The sequence below is a fragment of the Balneolaceae bacterium genome (genome assembly GCA_034521445.1).
GTDB lineage: Bacteria > Bacteroidota > Rhodothermia > Balneolales > Balneolaceae > JAXHMM01.
Map to the genome: position 1 here is coordinate 48,055 of JAXHMM010000003.1, position 21,436 is coordinate 69,490.

Below are 21,436 nucleotides of genomic sequence, written 5' to 3' on the forward strand. Positions count from 1 at the left end.
GAGCGGGTTTACACAGATTTCGAATCAGTCGGTTCAGGTATGGTTCATGTCGAAGAGGTAACCACTGTTGCCGAAAAAGAGGCATTCGTACGGTTCCAGTTTGACCTCTTCGGGGGCAACCCTTATTGGGTGCCGCCCATTGTGAGCGAGGAGCTTGAAATCTTCGATCACGAAATGAATCCCATTTTCGGGCATGCCGACGCGCGCCTCTTCCTTGCCTACCGTGACGGGAAACTGGTGGGACGCATAGCCGCTATTGTCAATTGGCTGGAGGTCCGCGAGCAGAAGAAACCCAAAATACGCTTCGGCTGGTTTGACGCGGTGGATGATCCAGAAGTGACCCGGACGCTGCTGGACAAGGTGGCGGAAATCGGGCGCGGGCACGAGCTGGAATACATGGAGGGACCTACCGGCTTCTCCAATATGGACAAGGCGGGTCTCTTGGTGGAGGGCTTCGAGGAACTCAACACCATGATCACCTGGTACAGCCCGCCCTACTACATGGAACATTTCGAGTCCCTCGGCTTTGAAAAAGCCAACGAGTGGGTGGAGTACAAAATCCGCATCCCGGAAGAGGGTCCTTCGGAGCGGGTGCGCAAGTTTGCCCGGCTCATCATGGAGCGCAACGATCTGCACATAGTCAACTTTACCAGCAAACGTGAGATCCTTGCGCATGCCGACGAGATGTTCGACCTAATCAACAAGACCTACAGCGGGCTTGACACCTACGTGCCCATTCAGACCGAACAGGTTGCCTATTACAAGGAAAAGTATTTCCGCTACCTCCATCCAGACTTCATCAACTGCCTGGGCGACGAACAGGGAAACCTGGTGGCCTTTGCCATCACCATGCCTTCCTTCGCCAGGGCCCTGCAGAAGGCCGGCGGGAAAATTCTTCCTTTTGGCTGGTTTCACCTTCTCAAGGCGCGCTACTTCCCCCGGAAAGCCGACTTCTACCTGATCGGCGTGAAACCAGAGTTCCAGAACAAGGGTCTGACGGCCATCATTTTCAAAGAGATGAACGAGGTCTTCAACAAATACGGCATCAGCGAGGTGGAGACCAACCCTGAACTGGCGGAGAACAAAGCCATACAGGCCCTCTGGAAAAATTACGACAGTACCCTCCACAAGCGCCGCCGCACCTACCGGAAAGAGCTGTAAATAAAAAACCCCGGCCCGCCATGTGGCGGACCGGGGCTTTGAATAGCCGCTTCGATAAGAAGACTATTTGTAGTCCAGGCTCTTCACGTTGATAGCGCTGAGGCCCTTGGGAGTCTCTTCGACTTCAAACTCAACTCGTTCGTCGTCTTCCAGACCCTGGTTGTAGCCCAGGTTATCTACGTTGTTCCTGTGTACGAATACATCTTTACCCCCGTCATCCGGTTTGATAAAACCGAATCCTTTCTGGGTATCGAAAAATTTAACTTTACCTTGTTTCATTACTGTATTGGGTATTTGGGCCACCCGGTGTAGAATTCACTCAGTGAAAGAGAGGCGAAAACGCTTCGTTACCGAAAGTATACTCAACTCCAGGTGGGGAATTAAAGATAACAGCAGTAATGTAAGTGAATTTAAGCGAAAAACCTATTTTTAGTCAAAATGGAACTCAGGGCGGAGTATGGCATCTGACGCGTCCTCCTTGGGGCAATGAACTCATCAGAACCTGAGGATATGATCATTCTTGTACTTGAAGAGACCTATCCCTGGTACCGGGGAGGAGTAAGCGAGTGGGTTTCGCATTACTTGGGAGCATTCCCGGGACAGACTTTCTCGCTGCTGCAGCTCACCACCACTCCGGGTGAGGTACCGTGCCGAAAGCCGATCTACCGGTTGCCGGATCACGTGAGGGGATCCTTCCGGCTACCGGTGCCCGTCGCGCGTGGCGGTGAGCTGCCCGCGGACGATGCCTGGGCAAGCCGGGCACTTGCTTCGTTGCCAGACCGGGCCCTGCGGGGCGCCCGACTGGTGCACGTGCTCAATACCGGGTTCGCCGGGCTTCTGGGACGCGCCCTGGCTTCCGCGAAGGAACTGCCGCTGGTTCTGACCGAACACGCCCTCTACCGGAAGGAGGCGATGGCCGGTGAGCACGCCCTCGAGTGTGGTTTTGAGCTGCCGGTTGCGGAGAGAGCCCGCCGCCGCATGGCACGCTGGTTCCGTAACTCCGCAAGGAAGATCTACCGCAGCAGTCACCGGGTGATCAGCGTCTCCCGCTGCAACATGCCGAACCAACGTGACCTCGGTGCCCGGGACCCTATCTACATTCCCAATGGAGTGGACGCCTCCTGGCTGCTTGAGCGAAAGGTGCGCTCCGGCCGGCCCACCCTGGGCTGGATCGGACGCTGCGCCGGTCTCAAGGACCCGCTGCGCTTTTTTCGGGTGATGGAACAGATGGATGATGAGTGGCGGGGACTGATGATGCTGAGTTCTGCGGGCGAGGGGGAGTTGGAAGAGCGTGTGCGCACGGAGGGGGAGGACAACGGACGTTTATGCCTGGTGTGGGACCGCCCGGCCCGTGAGCACATCGACCAGATGGACGCCCTCTGCATTACCAGCCGCAGCGAGTCGCAGCCCCTGGTGCTATTCGAAGGACTTGCCCGCCGCGTGTTGCCTGCCGGGTGGAGAGTGGGGGACGTAGGTCCACCGTTTGCGCTTACTGTGCCGAAAGGGTCCCCGCCATGGACTTTGGCCGGGCGTATAAACAGGCTGTGGAAGGAGCAGTCATGCTGGGAAAGAGCCCTAGATTCGCGCCGCGAGCTTCTGGAAAAGGAGCACACTTGGGAAGCGGTCTTCGGTCGCTATCGAAATGTGTTGGAACCCTGGCTGGATGGCTCTTCCCCTGGACCGGAGGGTGGCGCTTTCAGCAGGTAGAGCGGTTCGGGAAAGACGCGCCGGGTGACCTCCCCGTGTCCCACCAGTCGCCAGAGCGCCCGAAGTTTGCCCCGCGCGTGGTGCCAGTCTCTCATGGCACGGGTGTCCACGTGATAGCGGCCCGCCACCGGGTCGGTGCGAACCTGCGGGTTATATCCCGGCAGTGCTCCTCTGAGCTCCTCCGCACGCTTTTGCGCGTCGTCCAGGTTGCGGTAGCTCCCGAAGCGGAACCGGTAGGTCGCAGGTGTAGCGGTAGTGCTGTCGAACTTCACCAACTCGTAATGGCCGTTCCCTGCCGGTGCAAGGGTGTCTGACGAGACCAGGCTGTCAGCCAGGGCGCGCGCCTCTTTACGGGACCCGAACGGGCGGCTGCGCAGCTGCAGGCTGTCGGTGCCCGGAAGGTAATAGGGCGAGAGAGTTTCGCGCAGACCGGCGGTGGTGTGCTGCCGCAGGGCCAGGGCTTGGCCCAGCCGCATGCCTGCGGGGAGGGCGACCTGCCATCTGGCGGTGGCGTGGGCTGTATCTATCGCAGCGGATGACGGCGGTCCGGCCGATGAAAGGGTCAGTAGTGCGGTGGATTCGGTGGCGATGCTCCCGAGTTTTACCGTAGTGGTATCGGGACGGGAAATAAAACTCTCCCCGGTTTCGGTCCAGAGTCTGTAGGTGTCCGCCGGCAGTGCATCTACCGCAAAGGAGCCGTCATAGTAGGTACGGGTCCGTCCCCGGTAACCGTTGTCCACTCCGCGGTAATGAACGGTCAGACTGTGAAGAGAGGTTGAGGCGGTGGAGTCGGTCCTCACGCGTCCCGCAAGAGTATATCGACGGGTCTTCCCCCCGGAGCGTGGTCCCCTGTCGCTGGCGATTTGCGGGGAGGCCGGGGATACGACCGACTCGGGTGAAGATACGTCCCCGCTGCGGCGCCGGGGCTGCGGATCGGGGAGATCCTGCGGCAGGGCGTAGCTGAGGGTGAACTGCAGGCTGTTGGACCGGTAGAGACGGCTGGTGGAGAAGTAGCCCTCGGCCTGCAGGCTCAGCTCGTCGGTGAGGGGCGCGCTGACCGATGCGCTGAGCGATCCGAAAAAGGGCGTACGGCTGTCCCGGTTGCCGCGAAGCTGCACCTCCGCCGCGGTTTCGCCATCCGGCAGGATGTAGCGTGCCGATAGACCTGCACCGTTGGTCATTCTGTTTGGGGGAGCGTAGTAGGGAATCCCGGAAAGGCGAATCCGGCTGGCGCCTGCCACGGACGTGTAGCCAACCGGCGAGAGACTGAGGGGGCCGAACCGGCTCGGAAATACGTAGGCGGTGAGTCCCAGTTCCATGCTGAAATTGCGGTCGGTAAAGTAGCGCGGTCGCGCGTTCAGTCCCATGCGCAGGTCCCCTCCCAGCCAGCTGCGCTCGTAGTAGAGCTCTGCCTCCAATTCTGAGATGCCCAGCTCCACGGATTCGGGCGTGTAGACGGGCCGGAACCGGAGGCGCGCGGAAGCGTGGCTCTCTTCGGTGGACCGGGTGAGGCCGGCGCGAAGTACGGGAAAAAAGTGGCCGGACCGGACTCGGAATCCAGCGCCGGCGTGCAGCTCCATGCCCTGCTCTGGAAAGGCGCGGGTGAACCGGTAGTCCAGCCGGAAGAGGCGGCTGCGCAGGATTTCCTGGCTGTTTTCGGAGCGAAGATAAAACTCCGACAGGTTCAGGCTGTGCCGGTTGCGGGAGCCCCGGCGCAGGGTGGCGCCCAGGCCCATCTGGGCCAGGCGATGACCGAAATTGTCACTTTGCCAGGCTCCCAGACTGTATACGGACAGCTGCCTTCGGGAGGCATAATCACCGCGGAGGGCTGTGTGGAGGCTGTCGCTGAAAAAGGATGGATAAGAGCGATACAGGGAGAGACGTTGTTCATAGGGCAGGTAGGCGATCTCCCGGCGGAGCGTCCCGGAGAGGGTGTTCTCGCGTCCGGGCGCCAGAAAAGGTTCCAGTATGGACCAGGCTTCCTGCCGGTCGCCCCCGTAAAAGAGGGTGAGTCCCACGTAGGCCCTCAGGCTGTCGTCCTGCGGATACTGGCGAAGCGCCTGTAGGCCGGTCCGGCGGAATCGACCCGTCTGGCCGCTATTTTCCTGCCAGTAGAGCACTGTACGCCAGTCTATCCCGAAGGAGCGGTCTGCCCACGAGAGGGCCTCGCGGTAATCCTCCCGCTGTCCTGCATAAAGGTGGGCAAGTTCGTCGGCCCAGGGTCGCACCTGCCCGTAGGCGTGGGAGGGAAGGCGGTCGGCCACGGCGAGTATGGAATCGGGAGATTCGTACCAGAAGGTGTGCTGCATCAGGTGTGCATAGAGGGTGTCGGAGCGGGGGTGCTTGCGGATCATGCTTCGTGTGGCCTCTCTGCCGTCAGACCAGGTGGAATCGACAGTCAGGATGCGGGCCGCACGGCGTAGAGCGGGCATGCTATCAGGATGTGCGCGCCAGGCGCGCCGAACCCACCGGTTGCGTACGGCGGGACCGGGCCAGCCGGTGCGCGCAAGGAGCCGGCGCTGCATCTGCAGCGTGCGCTCACCGGGACTACGCTCCCAGCGCTGCTCGAGCAGGTCCCAGGCCTCTGAGGTACGGCCGTTCCAGCCGTAGAAGGTCAGTAGCCGCTCGACGGTCATGGGACGTGGATCCTCCCTCCAGAACACCTCGCGTTTCAGAAGGGGAATTAGCTCCCCGCTCCGTCCTGTACCGGCAGCGACTTGGACCAGCCGGTCCAGCAGGGCCGTAGAATCGGTCCGCTGGGAATCGGGCAGCGACTGGTAGTGTCCCCGAAGGCTGTCGAGAGAGGCCGCCGTATAGGTGAGGCCGGGGGAGAGGCGTTGCCTTCGAACCCGCTCGAAGCGATTGTAGCGGGCCTCGAGGGCCCCGGCGGCTAGGGCTTCGCGGTCATTTGCGCCCTTCGGGAAGGGCAGGAACAGGCTGTCGCGCCGGCTGCTGAATTGGTGAAGATGTCCGCTCCAAAGTGGATAATCCGCACGGCGCGTACTCAGGCTGTCCAGTCGACGGGAGACCCGTCTTTCATGCTCCTGCGGCACATAGACGAACCAGTCCTGTGCGCCTGCGCTGTCAGCGGGCGCCTTGCGCAGGGTCAGCAGCTCTCCTCCGAGCACTTCTCTTTGCACCTTGGTCTGCAAAGTACGGCGAACAGCGGGTGCCCCCTCCCGGGCAGCGACGAAGTCGAGGAGCGGGTACCAGTTGCGCGTCTTCTCCAGGCGCTCGCGAAAGATGGGTAGCATGCCGCGGGAACCGCCCTCGAGACCATCCTTCCAGCCCAGGCCCCGGGGGTTGCGAGGTTCGTAGTGCTGGTAGCGGGTTTCCTGTTCTTCAATGTCGAAGACGTCGTCGGGGTGTACGAAATGGTTCCAGGCGCCCGTCAGCAGGAGCTGGCTCTGCTGCAGGAAAATAGAGCTGTTGTCGGAGGTAAATCCGTTGCTGGAGCGTGGATAGGCGAACAGCTGTCCCTGGCCGTACGGTTCGGGACCGAACTCCCTACGCTCGCCCTCCAGGAAGCTGCCGCCCATGATTGAGCTGGAGATGCGCAGCTCGGGCATGGCCTCGGTGAGCGCCCGGAACCCCACCTGGTCGATGTTATTGTGGGGCGGCACGTAGGTGACGGGATTGTCGCCCAGCTGTCGAATGAACCACATGCGGCGCGCCGACTCAACCGAGCGCCGGATGGTTTCCTTGTCCGGCCAGTAGGAGGTGTCGGGAGATACATGGTTGTACCCGTGAAACCCCAGCTCGTGGCGGCTCTGCCGCACGTTTTCCGCCAGCCGCTGGCTCACACGGATGTTTTCCCCGTTGCGGTTTACCCGTCCGACGTCCCATCCCGGGAAATCGAAATGGGGTCGCAATTTTTGGTTGTAGTTGAAAACCAGGGCGACTGTATAGGTCATATCGAGGGAGTCGGCCAGCCTCTTCATGTCGGGCCACCACTCGCGGTAGACAAATTCAGCCTGCGTGATGCCGTATTCCCGGGCGATGGGTTCCATCATCCGGTTGTAATATGGGGCGGGAAAGTCGTCCAGGAAGATGGTGGAAACGGCGGTTACAGGGTAGGGCAGTCCCGGCAGCGTTTTCAGGATTGTGGAGAAATAGAGAGAGCGAAATTGGCGGTCCGCCAAGGCAATGCTGTTGTAGAGGTAGACGCTGCCCGCTCCAAGAGTGCGCTCCAGCAGTACAGGGTAGGTGCGGGGATGAAGGGCAGTGGCGTGCACGTACACTTGTTCACGGAACTGCCCGCGGGGAAAGCCCCGGTGCCTTTGCCCTTCCCAGGCGAGAGAGTCGCCAATCCCGCCGAAGCCGGGAAAGGGATTTGACCGGAAAATAATGCCGCTTGCGGTGGTGTCGGCGGCGGGATAGCGGTCCGCGCGAAGACCCTGCAGGAACATCATACGCTCGTCCCAGACCGGACGCGTAAGAATGAGACTGCCGCCCCGGTTTACATAATGCGCCAACTGCCTGATGTCCCCCGCTGTGAGCTCTTCCGTACGATCGGTGGCCAGCACGAGGGTGCGCACCGAGGACGGTATGCGGAGGGAGCCGTCGCCCAGACTGTTTCGGGTGAAGGAAATACGGGCGTATTCAAGCGTCCGGGCAATGTGGCGCCCGGTGGCGCTACCGGCGGAGTCCTCCGGATGGTCCACCAGCATGACGAGAGGCTCGGATACATCGCCGTGGTCCATAGCCTGACGCAGCATATCCCCGTAAGGATTTTCTTGCAGGGCATCCCCGCATCCCGCTAGTAGGAGCGGCAGGAGCAGCCCCGCCAGTAGGAGAGAGGCGAGAAGGCGCCGCGGCAAGCTACTCCGCAAGGATTGGCCAGGGCTTGTCGCTATGTGTGCGGTAAAGAGATTCATTGATCAGGGCGTAGCCTGTTTCGTAGTTGAGCTGGTAGACAACGGATTGGGGGCTTTCGTAGTAGACCTCTGCGCTGCCCCCGCGCGCACGGAAATTTTTCACCCAGCGGCGCATGGCGGACATGCGCTCCTGAAGGTGCGGTATATTGCTCTGCTGAAAGTCGTACGGCGGCTTGGCGATGAACAGAAAAACATGGGGACTCGGGCGGTATTCATACTGCAGTTCCGCCCCGGGCATTCCGCCACCCTGCGCCTTGGTTCGGCGGTAGAGAGAGTCGAGCCGCGCATAATTCTGCAGGAAAAAGGGATAATCCAGGAAACGGCTGCGGTTCACGGTCAGGGGACGCATCACGGCCGGTGCAATAATCGAATAGCTTGTGGGTATGCGCTCGGAGGAGATGCGGTGAAAGGCCTGGTAGAAATTTCTGGGAAGAGCGTCCGGCGGCTGTTCGGCCGGGACACCGGTAGGACGCAGTCCGGAAAGCAGCGGAACCAGCACGACGGCGGCAAGGAATGTGCGGGGCATCCAGCGCAGGACGTCCCTCGGCGCAGCCGCAGCGCGGGACAGCGTCAAGCTGCCTGCGTGTACCAGGTGGCGAACCACCAGTCCGGCGGCTGCCGCTGCGGCAAGGGAAAGCAGCATCGGCACTTGCGGGAGACTGGTCCACTCTTCCCGCAGGGCGGGGGCGAGGCGGTTCAGGAGGGCCAGTGCCAGGAAAGCAAGGTAAAATATGCACTCGGCGGCGGAAAAGGCACGCACACCACCGTTCCAGATCCTTGCTGCTGCACGTGCGATGCAACAGAAAACCCCGGCCCCCAGGATGCCCCAGAGAAGACGCTGCTGCAAGACGGTGAAGCCGAAATCCCCGAAATAGACCTCCGGGTGGAAAAGCTGGGAGAGAAAAAACTCCCGGTAGGCCATGCCGTAACCTTGTACCATTGCTGCGTAGGAGGCGGCGCTGAGAAGCGCTCCCGCTCCGAACAGCAACAGGCGCCTGCCCGTCCCGGATTCCCCGCGGTCCCGCCGGAAGGGTTTGGTGGCCAGGTGTTCCAGCAGGCAGAAGGCGCCACCCGCCAATAGCAGGCCGAAGGCCATAAGGTCTGTCAGCGAGGTGGCAAGCACCATGGCCGGCAACAGTATGCGCGCGGGTCCTGGTGGAACGGCCCGGGCCTCTTCCTCTCCCCGAAGCAACAGCAGGGCGCAGGCGCCAAGGGCGAGTCCAAGCACCAGCTGGGTGTAGTACATGTTATGGGTGTAGGCCTCGCCCGCCACCAGGAGCGGTGCCAGGGCCCAGACGGAAGCCGCGGCCAGTCCCCCGTAGTGGGCGGAGCGGGAAAAGGCCTCCTCTTCACCCAAGCCGCTGCCGAGCAAGCGACGTACCAGCCGGTAGATCAATAGTGAGCCCAGCAGTGCGGCCAGCCCTTCTGAAATGAGCAGCATGAACTCCACACGGGTCTGTGTCAGGTCGCTGAATACGCGGACCAGAGCGTGATAGCCGGGGAGCTGGTGTACATCGCCCAGGACGGTCTGCAGGCGGAGGTCCTTGACTTTCTGCACGGCACCAAACCAGCTGGCGGTGACCGACATGGGCTGCGAGGCGAGCGACCAGAATCGAAGCAGGGGGGCGGCGCAGGCGACCAGCAGCACCGTAAACAGGCGGCGACGCCTCGAGGCGTGAGGTGCCAGGAACACCCTGCGCAGCCGGCGGCGCGCCAGTCTCAGGTGGGAGCCCGGGTCCTGTTCGAGACGCTCCAACAGTCCCACGAGGCCCACCGTCAGTGCGCTGAACCTGCCGCGAAGCCAGCTGGGAAGCGAGGGCGCTTTTCCCTCTCCTGAAGTACGTCTTGCCCGCTGCCAGGCAGAGCCCACGGCCAGGATGGCCAGAGCGGCCACTATCCCGACAGGACCATACAGACCTGAGAGGGCAAGGAGGAGTCCGGTCAGCATCAGCAGGCATGCCGTAATGCCGGCCCTCAGAAAGAATCCCCGTGCGGTGGTTCCGGCGCCCCCCCGGTACAGCAGGAGCGTGGCAAGGCAGGCAAGACCCGCCCAGGCGCCGGTACGCAGGACGGCGATAAGCAGTTCGTATTTCAGCTGGACATCCATGGAATCAGTAAGCAGAGTAGTAGTAATAGGGAAGATTGTCGAACATTTCGAGGAGGTAATAGACTGTCAGCCCAGCCAAGGTGAATCCGCCGGCAACCAGTCCCAGTACCGCGAACTCATAGGAGATGAGACGGCTGCAGGCGAAACCGACCGATGCGTTCACCAGCAGGGCAGCTGTCATAGCCCGCACCACCTTGGCCGGCCTGCCTATGGTGAAAAAGAAGAGCGTGTTCATGAGTCCAAGTGCCGTAAACAGGTAACCCAAGCTGGCCAGCCAGAAAACCGGATACAGCACCTCGTTGGAGAAAAAATCGTGAATGAGACGCACCTCGTCCGCAAATCCCCTCAGGCTGTGCACGGCAAAGTAGCTTGCGAGGATGGAAGAGACGGCCACGCCCAGCAGTATAAGCACCTGCCGGCGGTAGAAATGCCGGAAGAACGCCTTGAAACGGTGTTGGGAGGTGCGGGACAGCTTCTCCTGCAGGGGAAGCACGAGCTCGGAGAAGCGGTTGATGCTGTATTCCGAGGAGGCCGTGATGAGAATGAGTCCTATAAGTGCCCAGTCCATGCCCAGTTCATAAGATGTGTCGAACCAGAGCGGATATTCGGGAGGAGGTGAGCCAGCCGACCAGGCCATGAGCCTGTCCATGAAAAGAAAAAGAAAATAGAGGGTTCCGTAGAGGAAATAGCGCCGGTTCTGGTAGAACTTCTGTGCAAGAGGGGGCAGCGAGAAATCCTTGCCGTTGTTGCCGTTATCCTTTTGCTGTTGCCGGTCCAGAATGCGCAGCCCATGAACCGCCATGGCAAGAGCGGACAGGAGCATTCCAGTCCAGTGCGAGAGGTATATGCCCCATCCAAGCACCTCCATACCCAGTATCACGGCCGCGGTGCCGCCCAGGGTGGCATAGAGAATGGCCATGTAGCGCTCCATGGCGTAGAGCAGCGTGGAGGCCAGCAGCCAGGTGCCGATAAAAAACATGTAAGCGTTGCTCATGATGAGCATGCTGTGCGGGAAGAGGGGCGTGAGCAGGTTAAGCACGTGCAGTCCCAGCGCAGCGGCCAGCAACAGTCCCACACCCATTCCCAACACTTGGCGGGCGGTACGCGCGGCCAGGCCGGGGGTATCGCGCTGCAGGTAGGAGGTGATTTCCCGGCTCGCGTAGAAGGAGAGTCCCCCGGTTACCAGAAAGGCACTTATAGTGCCCAGCGCCACCATCGTAGCCTGAAACTCGTTGAAAAAGAGCCAGGCCCAGAGTGAATAGGAGACCAGCACCACGGAGAGTATCTGTGAGAAAAGGGGTGCCATGCCCAGGAGTCCTTTGCCGAAATGGCGCAGGAAGGTCCGGATCAGGGAACCCTCCCCGGGAAGATCCAGCGCCGGGGCTTTGTGCATGCCGTTCCTGCGCCTGCCGTTATTACGGGGGATGACAGGCGCTTCTGCAGTGCCGTTTCCCCCCTCCATTGGGTTGCCCGGTTGTGCTGACCGCTCTCTGGCCAACTCGTGTCGGATGTAATCGTACACCCGGTCTGCCAGCTGGAAAACGGAATCGTAGCCGTAGGTCTCCCGCACCTTGCGGTCATTGAGTCCCAGGAGCTCCAGCTGGATCGCCACGGAATACTTGGAGCTGGGCTCTTCCACCGATGCGCACACCTTCTCCCCCAGGTCGGCGACGACCTCGCTCTTCGTTTTGCTATGCAGAAGCGCTTCGGCCATAACTAGGTTGCCAGTTTGCGGACTACGGGATGCCGGAGTTCCTTCTTCAGAGGGGTGCGTAAGGCGTTCTTCTGTTCGAGGTAGCGCCGGTGGTAGTTTTCAAGGGTGATGCGGGCACTGTAGCGGTTGACCGCATGGCGGCGGGACCGTGCGCCGAACTCCTCTCGCAGCGAGTCGTTCTCCAGGAGCTCCACTACGCTGGCGGCCAGTCCCTCCACGTCCCCTGGTTCATTCACCCTTCCGCATTCGCCCAGCACCTCGCGGACACCCCCCACGTCGGTAGCCACCACGGGCCGCCCGCAGGCCATCGATTCCAGTACGGTATAGGGAGCGCCCTCGGACACCGAGGTGAGGATGGAAAGATCACCCTCGTTGAAGGCCTCCGCCGGGCTGTTGTGAAATCCTCCGATGATAAAGTGTTCGGAGAGGTTCAGCTCCTCGATGAGCGCTTCGCAGCGGCGTGTGTATTCGGGGTCGGCCCGGTCGTTGCCGTAAAGCAGGAAACGTACCGTGGGTACAGATTCCCGCACCACATCGCAGGTTCTGATCATGGTTTTGATGTCTTTGAGCTCTACCAGGTTGGCCAGGGCCACGACCGTGGGACGCTCGCTCTCCCCGCCTGCCTCTTCCATGGGACGGAATTTCTCCACGTCTACCCCGTTGATGATGGGGTGGATGCGGTCTTCCCTCGCACCGAACTCTTTGAGCCAGCCGGAGTGGGTGCCGGTGACCGGGGTAAGAAGGTCGGCGTGCCGGTAGGCCGCCTTGCTGATTACGATGCACAGATTGGAGAGGAGCGTGCGCGCATGCAGGCCGAAGGCCTTGTCCTCATCCAGGGCCTTGATACGTTCCCGCAGCCAGATGCCGTGGTCGGTGACCAGATAGGGCGTTCCGTACTCGAATTTTCCGAGGAGGGAGGGCAGGGCGGGAAAGCCTGCCGATGAGGAATGCGACACGTCCACATGCGGTACCGATACGTTCAGCGGCATCAGAAAGTGGTAGAGCCTACGCAGTCCCATGGTGGCGTTCAGAAGGTTGAACTCCCCGGTGGCCTGCTCCGGCAGGGCAGTGCGGTAGTGGTGTGATAACTGGCGATTGAAGATCTCCCAGGTCTGCACATGCCGGAGAGTGTTCTTGTAGTCGTGCCGGCGGAAATAGCGCCAGAGACCGTACAACAGTTCGCCTACCTGCTCCGGATCGCAGGCGAGGGGACGGAAGAGGCAGGCCAGAAAATCGCGAAAAAGGGGGATGAACTGCTCCTCCAGCGCAGTCTCGTCCAGGTTCTCCTTGAGGCGCGCGATGCTCCGGAAATCCCGGGCGGGTCTGCAGTTTGCGGCGGGCATCTCAGATCCCCACAGAGGCACCTTGGTGATGTGCCTGATGTTGCGCGGGAGGTCGTATTTCAGCTCGATGTCGGGATGGTCTACCAGACAGTAGAGGTCGAAGTCGACCTCCGAATCGAGACCGTCACAGAGGATTTCAGCCCAGGTGGAGACACCTCCGCTGCGCACGTAGGGGTAGGCGCCCTCCGTCTGGAGCATGACATGGACTGGTTCGGGCATAGTTCTCCCTAGATTTTCCCGGGTACCCTGCCCGGTACCATACCTTTCCGGGACGTTAGCTTTTTAGTTCGGGGTCCCTGCCCCGGTCCCTACCTTGTATTTTCACTCCTAAATGAAAATGTCTTGTACCGGCATTCTGACAGCCGGACTTATTTCCTGTACTGATACACCTGTTCCAGAGTATCGAGCTGGATGTTGCTGATGTAATACGGCTGGTTGAGGGTGTCCAGTCTTTGAATAACTTCGCGTTTCATGTCCTCCTCCACCGCATAATCAAGAATCAATACCGGTTTGCCCAGCGTGTCGGCAAAGGAGCGCATCCAGCGCACTGTTTCCCTGTAGTCCTGCACGCTGCGCAAGTTGTAGTTTTCGGTTTCAAAATCGTAATGGGTGGCGATGTCCTCTATCATAATGGCGTCCACCAACGGGTCGGTGTCCTGCAGCAGGAAAAGTCCCCTGTTCTGTATGATATATGCCTCGGGATAGCGTTCGTTCAAGGTCCGGATCATGCCCAGCATCTCGTCCTGTAGGTGGCTGCGTTCGGTATACGGCGCTACTCCGTCGATGGTGTCAAGGAGTAGTCCGTCGAAACCCTTTGCCATGATGCTACGCGCCACCTCGTCCAGCAGAATAGACCGTGCCTTTGGCGAGGAGAGATCGATATAGGGGCTGTTCCAGTTTTCGTTGACCCCCAGGAAGCCGATCTCACGCAAGAGTGGGTAATACCAGCGGTGGGGATTGACCTCGCTCATGCTGATGTAGCCGATGATGCGCGTGTCGGTCTTTGCCAGTTCGCTGACCTCCGATACGGTATACTGTTCGGGTTCCAGGACCACCAGGTCGTAATCCTCGATCTCGGAGGGGGTCACCTTGTCGTAGTCCACGCCGTAGTTCATCAGTATCTGGTCGGTGCATCCCATAGTGGCTGTAATAAGACAGACGATAAGAGCCGCCCACCAGGCGCGCGCCTTATTTAGAGTGTATAAAGGGCCGGCCTCTTTCACGTGAAGTTTGTCGGTTTTTGCATTCAGAGGATTCCTTTTCGACCCTGCCTGTATCATCAGGCCGTTGGCGACGGACGGGTTGCGCCCGGTCTCGCCTGCGTTCACCTGAAGCTGCGCGACTATTGCAGACAGAAATTTAAGCCATTCCAACCTAAACAGATGTGACTGATTAGGGGCAGGTACGTGACAATTAAAAACTTAAAAATTTTATAATTTTTCCTTTTTGCCAGAATGTGATTAATTGAGGCCAAAACGACAGAAGTGCGGGATCATCATCCCATCCCTGGGCAGGGATCAACCAAAAAGAGTGATCATACTGCCCATGGACCTACAAGAGAAGTTAGCCAGCCTGCTTAATCGTCACCGTCCCCGCTCGGGAGCAAACCGGGAGGAGAACACCTCGCGTGACCAGCGGTATCTCAATAAAATCAAGGAGATTCTCTCCACGAGGGAGCGCTTGGAACATGAGCTAAATCGCGTCAGGGGCGTGGCGGACCTGAAGGAAGAGCTGCTGATGAACATCATTCACGATGTTCGCATGTCACTGACCCTGTTGAATGGCGCAGTGTCGCAGGTGGAGGAGGATCTCGACGAGCATGGATACGGGCAGAACGGCAGGGCAGAAGGGCCCAAGGCTCGAAACCGTCGTGCCCTCCCCAAGCTCAGTGACAACATCGACGGCCTGAAGGACGGCCTTGAGCTGATGATGCAGGTTAGTGAACTGCGTGTGCAGGATGCCAGTCTGAGGGTGGACGAGATAGAGTTCGGAGATTTCCTGCGCAATTGTATCGCTTTTTTTCGCAGCCGGGCGGACCAGAAGAACATCACTATTGAGACCATCCTACCTGAACAGGAGGTCTACCAGACGGTCGATCCCGGTAAGTTTGAGAAAATCTTTCTCATGCTTCTCTCAGTAATGATTAACGCCACACCGGGCAGCGGATTGATGCGTCTGCGAATGGAAGAGGACGAGAACGATCTTCGCTTTGCGCTGGGCCATACCGGCATGGTCATGGAGCAGGAGGAGGCAGACCGTATTCTGGGACCCTCCAAGAAGGCCTACGCCTCGCTGACATCCACTGAAAATGTACAGGGCGCCGGTATCCGGCTATCGGTCATTCGTAAGTATGTTGAGCTGCACGAAGGGGAGATGGAGATAAGCTGCGATGCCGAAGAGGGAACGGTCTACCGCATCCGCCTTCCCAGGATATCTGACACACTTGAGCGTGCCGATAAAATGGACGCATCACCGCCGGCTCATCCCGCCCCCACGCCCTTGCACTCGGTGATGGAAGAGCTGACTCCCCTGTACCAGGGTGAAAAAGAAACCACGGTTCTGGTGGTCGACGACGACCCGCAGCTTCGTACCTACATTGCTTCGCTGTTGCGCCGGGAGGGCATGAAAACCGAACTGGCTTCCAACGGAAAGGAGGCCCAGAAGCTGCTTGCCCTGTGCAATCCCGATCTTGTAATCTCAGATATTATGATGCCGGAGATGGACGGTTTTGAGCTCGCCAAAGCCATCCGGAAGGACGGCCGTTTCCGTTTTACCCCCATCATCCTGGTATCGGCGAAAGCCGACGTGGAGTCGCGCATCTACGGCTATGACATCGGCATCAGCGACTACCTGGTGAAGCCATTCAACGAGTCGGCCATGACGGCGCGGGTTCACAATCTGCTTCGCCAGAAGGAGAGGCGCGAGCAGAGTCCCCGCCGAATCGAAGAGGAGGAGCTGGTCAACGAATCGCACGCCATGATAGAGCGGCTCAAGGCCTATGTGGAGAGCCGCATCAACGACGACAACATCACCATAACCGAGCTTGCCGATGCCGTGAACAAAAGCCGCCGGCAGCTCTACCGAGATGTCAAGGCCATGACCGGGTACACCCCGGCCGAATTCGTACGCGAGGTGAAACTGCGCCGGGCGAGACGGCTCTTTGAAAGCAGTCCCCGTATCACCGTGGCCGAGGTTTCCAACGCTGTGGGCTACAATACGGTCCGGCACTTCAGCAAGATTTTCCGCAACCGCTTTGGTTTGAATCCCAGCGAGTTCAAGAAGCAGCTGGCCTAGATTCCTGGCCAGTGCGAACAGGATTCAATACCGAAGAGGGGGTATTTTTTCGCCTTTCTCGCACGATTTGATAAGGATGGCGAGTCGTCTCTGCCGCGTTTTCTCCTGTTTGGCGCTCATGACCCAGTGTATGGAAGTCCTGGTATATCCGGGCGCCAGATTTTCGAAAAACTCCCACGCCTTGGGATTGGCCCGGATGCGATGCTCGTACTCCTTTTTAAGTGATACCTCTTCCTTCTCGAAGGATGCCTGGCCCGATTTCGCCTCCTCTCGCTGTTTCCAGGCCTGAAGGCCTGCCGGTTGCATGCGATCCTCTTCCAGCAGTTTCTGCACCGTGTCGATATTCTTCTGGCTCCAGTGGCTGCCCGCCCGGCGCGGGGTGAAGCGGATCATGTAGCGCTCCTCGTCAATGGACTTCCGCAGCCCGTCGATCCACCCATAGCAGAGGGCCTCCTCCACGGACTCCTCCCAGCGGATGCTGGCCTTGCCCGTGGCTACTTTGTAGTAGCCCACCCACTGCACGTCCTTTTGGTCGTGGTTCTTTTTGAGCCATGCGCGGAAGCCGGCGGGGGTTTGGAAGAAGAGGGGATTTTCGTCCATGGAAGATTAACTTAAAATATTTCATTTGAAAAGCAATTCCAGGATTCCCTGCTGTGTGAATAATCCCACCTATTCCGTACCTTCATGGCCCTAACAAATCTCCAGTCAATTCCGCATCTTCGTGTCTGACCAAAAAGTGATTTTCTCCATGGTTGGGGTGAATAAGATCTACAAGCCCAACCACCGTGTGCTCAAGGATATCTATCTCTCCTTTTTCTATGGCGCCAAGATCGGCGTGCTCGGTAACAACGGTTCCGGCAAGAGCACACTTCTGCGGATTATTGCCGGGGAGGACGAGGAGTACCAGGGCAACATCAGTCGCCAAAAGGGCGTCACCTTCGGCATGTTGCCGCAGGAACCCGAGCTGGAGGCCGGCAAGACGGTGCGCGATATCGTGGAGGAGGGCGTGCAGGAGACCATTGACCTGCTGAACGAGTACGAAGAGATCAACGCCGCCTTCGGGGATCCCGACGCCGACTTCGACAAGCTGATCTCCAAACAGGAAAAGCTGCAGGAGAAGATCGAGGCTGTAGGGGCGTGGGACCTCGACAGCAAGCTGGAGCAGGCGATGGACGCCCTTCGCACGCCGCCGGGCGACACGCCGGTGGAGGTGCTCTCGGGGGGCGAAGTGCGCCGCGTGGCCCTATGCCGTATCCTGCTGCAGAAGCCGGACGTGCTGCTGCTGGACGAGCCCACCAATCACCTGGACGCCGATTCGGTGGCGTGGCTGGAGCAGCACCTGGCCCGCTACGAAGGAACCGTCATCGCCGTCACCCACGACCGCTATTTCCTGGACAACGTGGCGGGCTGGATCCTGGAACTGGATCACGGCGAGGGTATTCCCTTCGAGGGCAACTACAGCTCCTGGCTGGAGCAGAAGAAGAAGCGCCTGGAGCAGGAAGAGAAACAGGAGTCCAAGCGTCAGAAAACCCTGGCCCAGGAACTGGAGTGGATTCGCCAGAACCCTAAGGGCCGGCGTGCGAAGAGCAAGGCGCGGATCAACAAATACGAGGAGCTGCTCTCCGAGGAGCGCAGCGCCAGGCGCGAGGACATGGAGATATTCATTCCCGCCGGACCGCGATTGGGTGACGTGGTTATTGAAGCCAAAAGCGTGTCCAAGGGCTATGACGACCGCCTGCTTGTCGAGGAAATGAATTTCAGCCTGCCGCCCGGCGGTATTGTGGGTGTGATCGGTCCCAACGGCGCCGGGAAGACTACCCTGTTCCGCATGATCTCGGGACAGGAGGAGCCCGACAGCGGGAAGATCCGCCTGGGCGACACTGTGGAGCTGGGATACGTGGACCAGAAGCGTCCCCTGGATGCCTCCAAAACCATCTGGGAGGAGATCTCCGACGGCAAAGATACCATCAAGCTGGGCAGCCGCGAGGTGAACTCCCGCGCCTACGTCGCCCGCTTCAACTTCAGCGGCAGCGACCAGCAGAAGCGTGTGGACGAGCTCTCCGGCGGGGAGCGCAACCGCGTGCACCTGGCCAAGACCCTGAAGGAGGGCGCCAACGTGCTGCTGCTGGACGAGCCCACCAACGATCTGGACGTGCATACCCTGCGTGCCCTGGAGGAGGCGCTGCTCGACTTCGCTGGCTGCGCGGTGATTATTTCCCACGACCGCTGGTTTCTGGACCGTATCGCCACCCACATGCTCGCCTTCGAGGGCGACAGCCAGGTCCGCTGGTTCGAAGGCAACTACGCCGAATACGAGGAGTTCCGGCGAGATGAGCTGGGCATTGCCGATGACCAGCCTCACCGGATCAAGTACAAGAAGTTGATGCGTGAGTAAGGATACCGCCCGCTCATGATCCTGATCATTGTCGGCATAGGGGTTGGCATCACTTTCCTGGTGTGGCTGTGGAAGGTGCCCATCCAGAACCTGGTGACCTCCATGGAGGAGGGCGGCAGCCACCCGGCCGAAGCCTATCTTATCGTGTTCTTCGTCTTTGCGGTGGTTGGCCTGGCTATCTACGCAATCTGGCAGATCCTGTAATCAATACGGCAGCGGTTCGCCGGTGTCGTCCTCATACTCCTCGCGCGCCTGCTTGAGCAGCGCCTCCATCTCCTGCTGGGCATCGGCGTAGGCCGGCGCCCCGTATACGCTGTTCAGCTCGTAGGGGTCGTCCTCCAGGTCGAAGAGTTCCCACTCGTCGATGGTGTAGAAGTAGATGAGCTTGTAGCGGTCGCTTCGCACGCCGTAATGGGGACGCACGTCGTGGGGACCGGGGTACTCGTAGTAGTGGTAGTAGATCACCTCCCGGATACCCTCCCCGCCGGTCTCCTCGCGGAGCAGGGGACGCAGGCTGCGGCCCTGCATATCGCCGGGGATCTCTACACCGGCGTAATCCAGGAAGGTTTCGGCCAGGTCGAGGTTCATCACCACGTTGTCGTTTACGCTGCCGGGTCGCACCGCGCCGGGGTAGCGCACCAGCAGGGGTACGCGGATGGACTCCTCGTACATGAAACGCTTGTCGAACCAGCCGTGCTCGCCCAGGAAGAAGCCGTTGTCGGTGGTATAGACCACAATAGTGTTCTCGGCCAGCCCGCTCCGGTCAAGGTAGTCCAGCAGCCTCCCCATGTTCTCGTCAAAGGACTTGATCACCCGTAGGTAGTTCTTGATGTAGCGCTGGTAGTTCCAGTGAGCGGTCTCCAACTCGTTCATGCCCTCCGGCTGCTCGTCGCGCCAGTCGGGCATGGTGGAAATATTCATGTAGGCGTGCCCGGCGGCGGACGACCGGTTCATGTAGTCGTCGTTGAAGGTGGGGGGTACCGGAAGGTCGTAGCCGGAAAACATATCTTCGTGGTCCTCTTCGGGCACCCAGCCCCGGTGCGGGGCCTTGTGCCAGGAAAACATGCAGAAAGGCTGGTCGCTCTCTTGCCTTCGCTGCTCCAGCCGTTCCATCGTAAGATCGGTGATGATGTCGGTGACGTAACCCTCGTGGTTTTGCCGCTCGCCCATCTCGATCATATCCGGATCGTGGTAGCTCCCCTGTCCCGGCAGCACATTCCAATAATCGAAACCGGTGGGATCGCTTTTCAGGTGCCACTTGCCGACCACCGAGGTGTGGTAGCCCGCCTCGCGCAGCAGCTTGGGAAAGGTCTGCTGGCTGCCGTCGAAGGGCGCCTTGTCGCCGAAGAGATTCTCGCGCACCCCGTGCTTGTGACTGTACTTTCCGGTGAGGATGGTGGCCCGGCTGGGCGCGCAGAGGGAGTTGGTCACGTAGCAGTTGTTGAATCGCATGCCCCCGGCGGCCAGGCGGTCCAGGTTGGGCGTTTCCATGAGACGGCTGCCGTAGCAGCTCAGCGCGTTCACTGCGTGGTCATCGGTCATCACGAAGAGGATATTGGGCCGGTCGGGGAGGCTGGAGGATCGCGTGAAGCCGCCCTCGCCCGCCTCCTCGCAGGCCTTCAGCCCAAAGAGTCCGCTGAGTCCCAGCGCCCCCATGCCCTTGAGCGCCTTGCGGCGGCTCCAGGATTGAGGGCCGGAGGGCCGCTGGTCGTCTGGTTTGTCACCTGAGGGGTCCCGCTCTTTGTGGTCTGACATGGCAATCCCGTTGTTTGTAAGAGGTCCTGTTTAGCCCAAATAAACCGATCCGCGGCAGTATTGCAACGCGGTTACGGGTCTCCCGCTACCCGAAAGCCCATATTTCCAGTGGCGCTGTCGGGCGTGTTGGCCGATCGCGCGGCCACCCGGTAGCGGTTGCAGTAGGAGCGGTGGCACAGGTAGGAGCCACCGCGGATTACCTTGTCGGTACCCTGCGGGGGACCCGCCGGGTTGTCGGAGATTCGGAGCAGGGGGTAGTCGGCGCTGAACCAGTCGGCGCACCACTCCCAGACGTTGCCCGCCACGTTGTAGAGTCCGTAGCCGTTGGGCGGAAAAGCGTCGGCCGGCGCCGTGCCCCTCCAGCCGTCTTCTTTGGTGTTTTGGTCGGGGAAATCGCCTTGCCAGATGTTGCAGCGGTGCTCGCCGCCGGGAGTCAGCTCATCGCCCCAGGGATAAGTCTTTCCCTCCAGTCCCCCGCGGGCAGCGTACTCCCACTCGGCTTCGGTGGGCAGGCGCAGACGGGTCCAGGCGCAGTACGCCTTCGCGTCGTTCCAGGAGACCTGCACCACCGGGTGGTCCATGCGACGGGACACGGAGCTCCCGGGTCCCTCCGGCTCCTTCCACCAGGCGCCCTCCACCGCCTTCCACCAGCCGGCCTGGCCGGGGGAGGAGAGCTCTTTTTCGCGCAGGTTCTCGGGCAGGAAATCGCGGAAAACGAAAGCCCAGCCAATCTTCTCAGCTTCCGTACGGTAGCCGGTCTCGCGCACAAAGGCGGCGAAGGCACGGTTGGTCACCGTTGTGGCGCTGATGGCGAAAGAGTCTACCCTCACCTCCCGCACGGGCGTCTCCCCGTCTTCAGGAAATCCTTCCCCTGAGGCTGAACCCATGCGGAAGGTCCCGCCGGGCAGTTCGATCATTGCTGGCAAGTCCATGTCTGTCGAGCGTGATGGTTGTATTGGCGGTTTCAAGGTGGCTCCCTGGAGCAGTGAGTGGGCCCCTTCCACTGCAAAGTAATCAGCCTACGGGCCAGTTGACAGGAATGACTGCGACCAACGCAACTTGGAACCTGTACGCTTCGTTTGC

14 protein-coding genes are annotated in these 21,436 nt (G+C 60.2%); 5 read left to right on the forward strand and 9 right to left on the reverse strand.

Features of this window, described 5'->3' with window-relative positions; translation table 11 throughout:
* Positions 1–39: 39 nt before the first annotated feature.
* Entirely contained in the window at positions 40–1,161 is a 1,122-nt protein-coding gene (locus tag U5K31_00690) for a hypothetical protein (protein ID MDZ7771257.1), read from the forward strand.
* A gap of 63 nt (positions 1,162–1,224) precedes the next feature.
* Here the strand turns inward: U5K31_00690 and U5K31_00695 are convergent, their stop codons facing one another.
* The gene (locus U5K31_00695) at positions 1,225–1,440 is read right to left on the reverse strand and encodes a cold shock domain-containing protein (GenBank protein MDZ7771258.1); all 216 of its coding nucleotides are present in this window, start codon (positions 1,438–1,440) and stop codon (positions 1,225–1,227) included.
* Between the two features lie 231 nt (positions 1,441–1,671).
* On the opposite strand from U5K31_00695, the gene U5K31_00700 reads away from it, so the two are divergent.
* Positions 1,672–2,868 carry a DUF3492 domain-containing protein gene (locus tag U5K31_00700; GenBank protein ID MDZ7771259.1) on the forward strand — a complete coding sequence of 399 codons (1,197 nt, stop codon included), beginning with the start codon at positions 1,672–1,674 and terminating at the stop codon, positions 2,866–2,868.
* On the opposite strand, the gene U5K31_00705 is transcribed toward U5K31_00700, so the two are convergent.
* The 5 genes from U5K31_00705 to U5K31_00725 all read right to left on the reverse strand — a co-directional run bounded on the left by U5K31_00705 (position 2,796) and on the right by U5K31_00725 (position 14,048).
* Complete coding sequence (locus tag U5K31_00705; protein ID MDZ7771260.1) at positions 2,796–7,586, reverse strand: DUF2194 domain-containing protein; 4,791 nt, start codon at positions 7,584–7,586, stop codon at positions 2,796–2,798. The two genes, U5K31_00700 and U5K31_00705, sit on opposite strands and share 73 nt — an antisense overlap.
* Before the next feature lie 103 nt (positions 7,587–7,689).
* On the reverse strand, positions 7,690–9,852 hold the full coding sequence (locus tag U5K31_00710) for a hypothetical protein (GenBank protein ID MDZ7771261.1): 2,163 nt from the start codon (positions 9,850–9,852) through the stop codon (positions 7,690–7,692).
* Between the two features lie 4 nt (positions 9,853–9,856).
* Positions 9,857–11,566, reverse strand: a complete 1,710-nt coding sequence (locus tag U5K31_00715) for a hypothetical protein (protein ID MDZ7771262.1) — start codon at positions 11,564–11,566, stop codon at positions 9,857–9,859.
* Between the two features lie 2 nt (positions 11,567–11,568).
* Positions 11,569–13,107, reverse strand: a complete 1,539-nt coding sequence (pelF, locus tag U5K31_00720; GenBank protein ID MDZ7771263.1) for a GT4 family glycosyltransferase PelF — start codon at positions 13,105–13,107, stop codon at positions 11,569–11,571.
* A gap of 170 nt (positions 13,108–13,277) precedes the next feature.
* Positions 13,278–14,048 carry an endo alpha-1,4 polygalactosaminidase gene (locus tag U5K31_00725; protein ID MDZ7771264.1) on the reverse strand — a complete coding sequence of 257 codons (771 nt, stop codon included), beginning with the start codon at positions 14,046–14,048 and terminating at the stop codon, positions 13,278–13,280.
* Between the two features lie 406 nt (positions 14,049–14,454).
* On the opposite strand from U5K31_00725, the gene U5K31_00730 reads away from it, so the two are divergent.
* Positions 14,455–16,203 (forward strand): response regulator, encoded by a 1,749-nt coding sequence (locus U5K31_00730; GenBank protein ID MDZ7771265.1) that lies wholly within the window; start codon positions 14,455–14,457, stop codon positions 16,201–16,203.
* Positions 16,204–16,227: 24 nt separating this feature from the next.
* On the opposite strand, the gene U5K31_00735 is transcribed toward U5K31_00730, so the two are convergent.
* A complete protein-coding gene (locus U5K31_00735) occupies positions 16,228–16,803 on the reverse strand; it encodes a YdeI/OmpD-associated family protein (GenBank protein ID MDZ7771266.1) in 576 nt (191 codons plus the stop codon).
* Between the two features lie 121 nt (positions 16,804–16,924).
* Here U5K31_00735 and ettA point away from each other — a divergent pair, with 121 nt between their 5' ends.
* Entirely contained in the window at positions 16,925–18,598 is a 1,674-nt protein-coding gene (gene ettA, locus U5K31_00740) for an energy-dependent translational throttle protein EttA (protein MDZ7771267.1), read from the forward strand.
* Between the two features lie 15 nt (positions 18,599–18,613).
* The gene (locus U5K31_00745) at positions 18,614–18,802 is read left to right on the forward strand and encodes a hypothetical protein (GenBank protein MDZ7771268.1); all 189 of its coding nucleotides are present in this window, start codon (positions 18,614–18,616) and stop codon (positions 18,800–18,802) included.
* Here the strand turns inward: U5K31_00745 and U5K31_00750 are convergent, their stop codons facing one another.
* Positions 18,803–20,353, reverse strand: coding sequence for a sulfatase (locus U5K31_00750; protein MDZ7771269.1), 1,551 nt, complete (start codon positions 20,351–20,353; stop codon positions 18,803–18,805).
* Between the two features lie 71 nt (positions 20,354–20,424).
* Positions 20,425–21,285, reverse strand: coding sequence for a formylglycine-generating enzyme family protein (locus tag U5K31_00755; protein MDZ7771270.1), 861 nt, complete (start codon positions 21,283–21,285; stop codon positions 20,425–20,427).
* Positions 21,286–21,436: the final 151 nt, after the last annotated feature.

What these genes read in the sequence shown, in the direction of transcription:
- U5K31_00730 (MDZ7771265.1), top strand. Translation starts at nt 14,455, where the DNA reads ATGGACCTACAAGAGAAGTTAGCCAGCCTGCTTAATCGTCACCGTCCC.
- U5K31_00725 (MDZ7771264.1), bottom strand. Translation starts at nt 14,048, where the DNA reads ATGGGATGCACCGACCAGATACTGATGAACTACGGCGTGGACTACGAC.
- U5K31_00755 (MDZ7771270.1), bottom strand. Translation starts at nt 21,285, where the DNA reads ATGGACTTGCCAGCAATGATCGAACTGCCCGGCGGGACCTTCCGCATG.
- U5K31_00690 (MDZ7771257.1), top strand. Translation starts at nt 40, where the DNA reads ATGGTTCATGTCGAAGAGGTAACCACTGTTGCCGAAAAAGAGGCATTC.
- pelF (MDZ7771263.1), bottom strand. Translation starts at nt 13,107, where the DNA reads ATGCTCCAGACGGAGGGCGCCTACCCCTACGTGCGCAGCGGAGGTGTC.
- U5K31_00735 (MDZ7771266.1), bottom strand. Translation starts at nt 16,803, where the DNA reads ATGGACGAAAATCCCCTCTTCTTCCAAACCCCCGCCGGCTTCCGCGCA.
- U5K31_00745 (MDZ7771268.1), top strand. Translation starts at nt 18,614, where the DNA reads ATGATCCTGATCATTGTCGGCATAGGGGTTGGCATCACTTTCCTGGTG.
- U5K31_00705 (MDZ7771260.1), bottom strand. Translation starts at nt 7,586, where the DNA reads ATGCTGCGTCAGGCTATGGACCACGGCGATGTATCCGAGCCTCTCGTC.
- U5K31_00715 (MDZ7771262.1), bottom strand. Translation starts at nt 11,566, where the DNA reads ATGGCCGAAGCGCTTCTGCATAGCAAAACGAAGAGCGAGGTCGTCGCC.
- U5K31_00700 (MDZ7771259.1), top strand. Translation starts at nt 1,672, where the DNA reads ATGATCATTCTTGTACTTGAAGAGACCTATCCCTGGTACCGGGGAGGA.
- U5K31_00695 (MDZ7771258.1), bottom strand. Translation starts at nt 1,440, where the DNA reads ATGAAACAAGGTAAAGTTAAATTTTTCGATACCCAGAAAGGATTCGGT.
- U5K31_00750 (MDZ7771269.1), bottom strand. Translation starts at nt 20,353, where the DNA reads ATGTCAGACCACAAAGAGCGGGACCCCTCAGGTGACAAACCAGACGAC.
- U5K31_00710 (MDZ7771261.1), bottom strand. Translation starts at nt 9,852, where the DNA reads ATGGATGTCCAGCTGAAATACGAACTGCTTATCGCCGTCCTGCGTACC.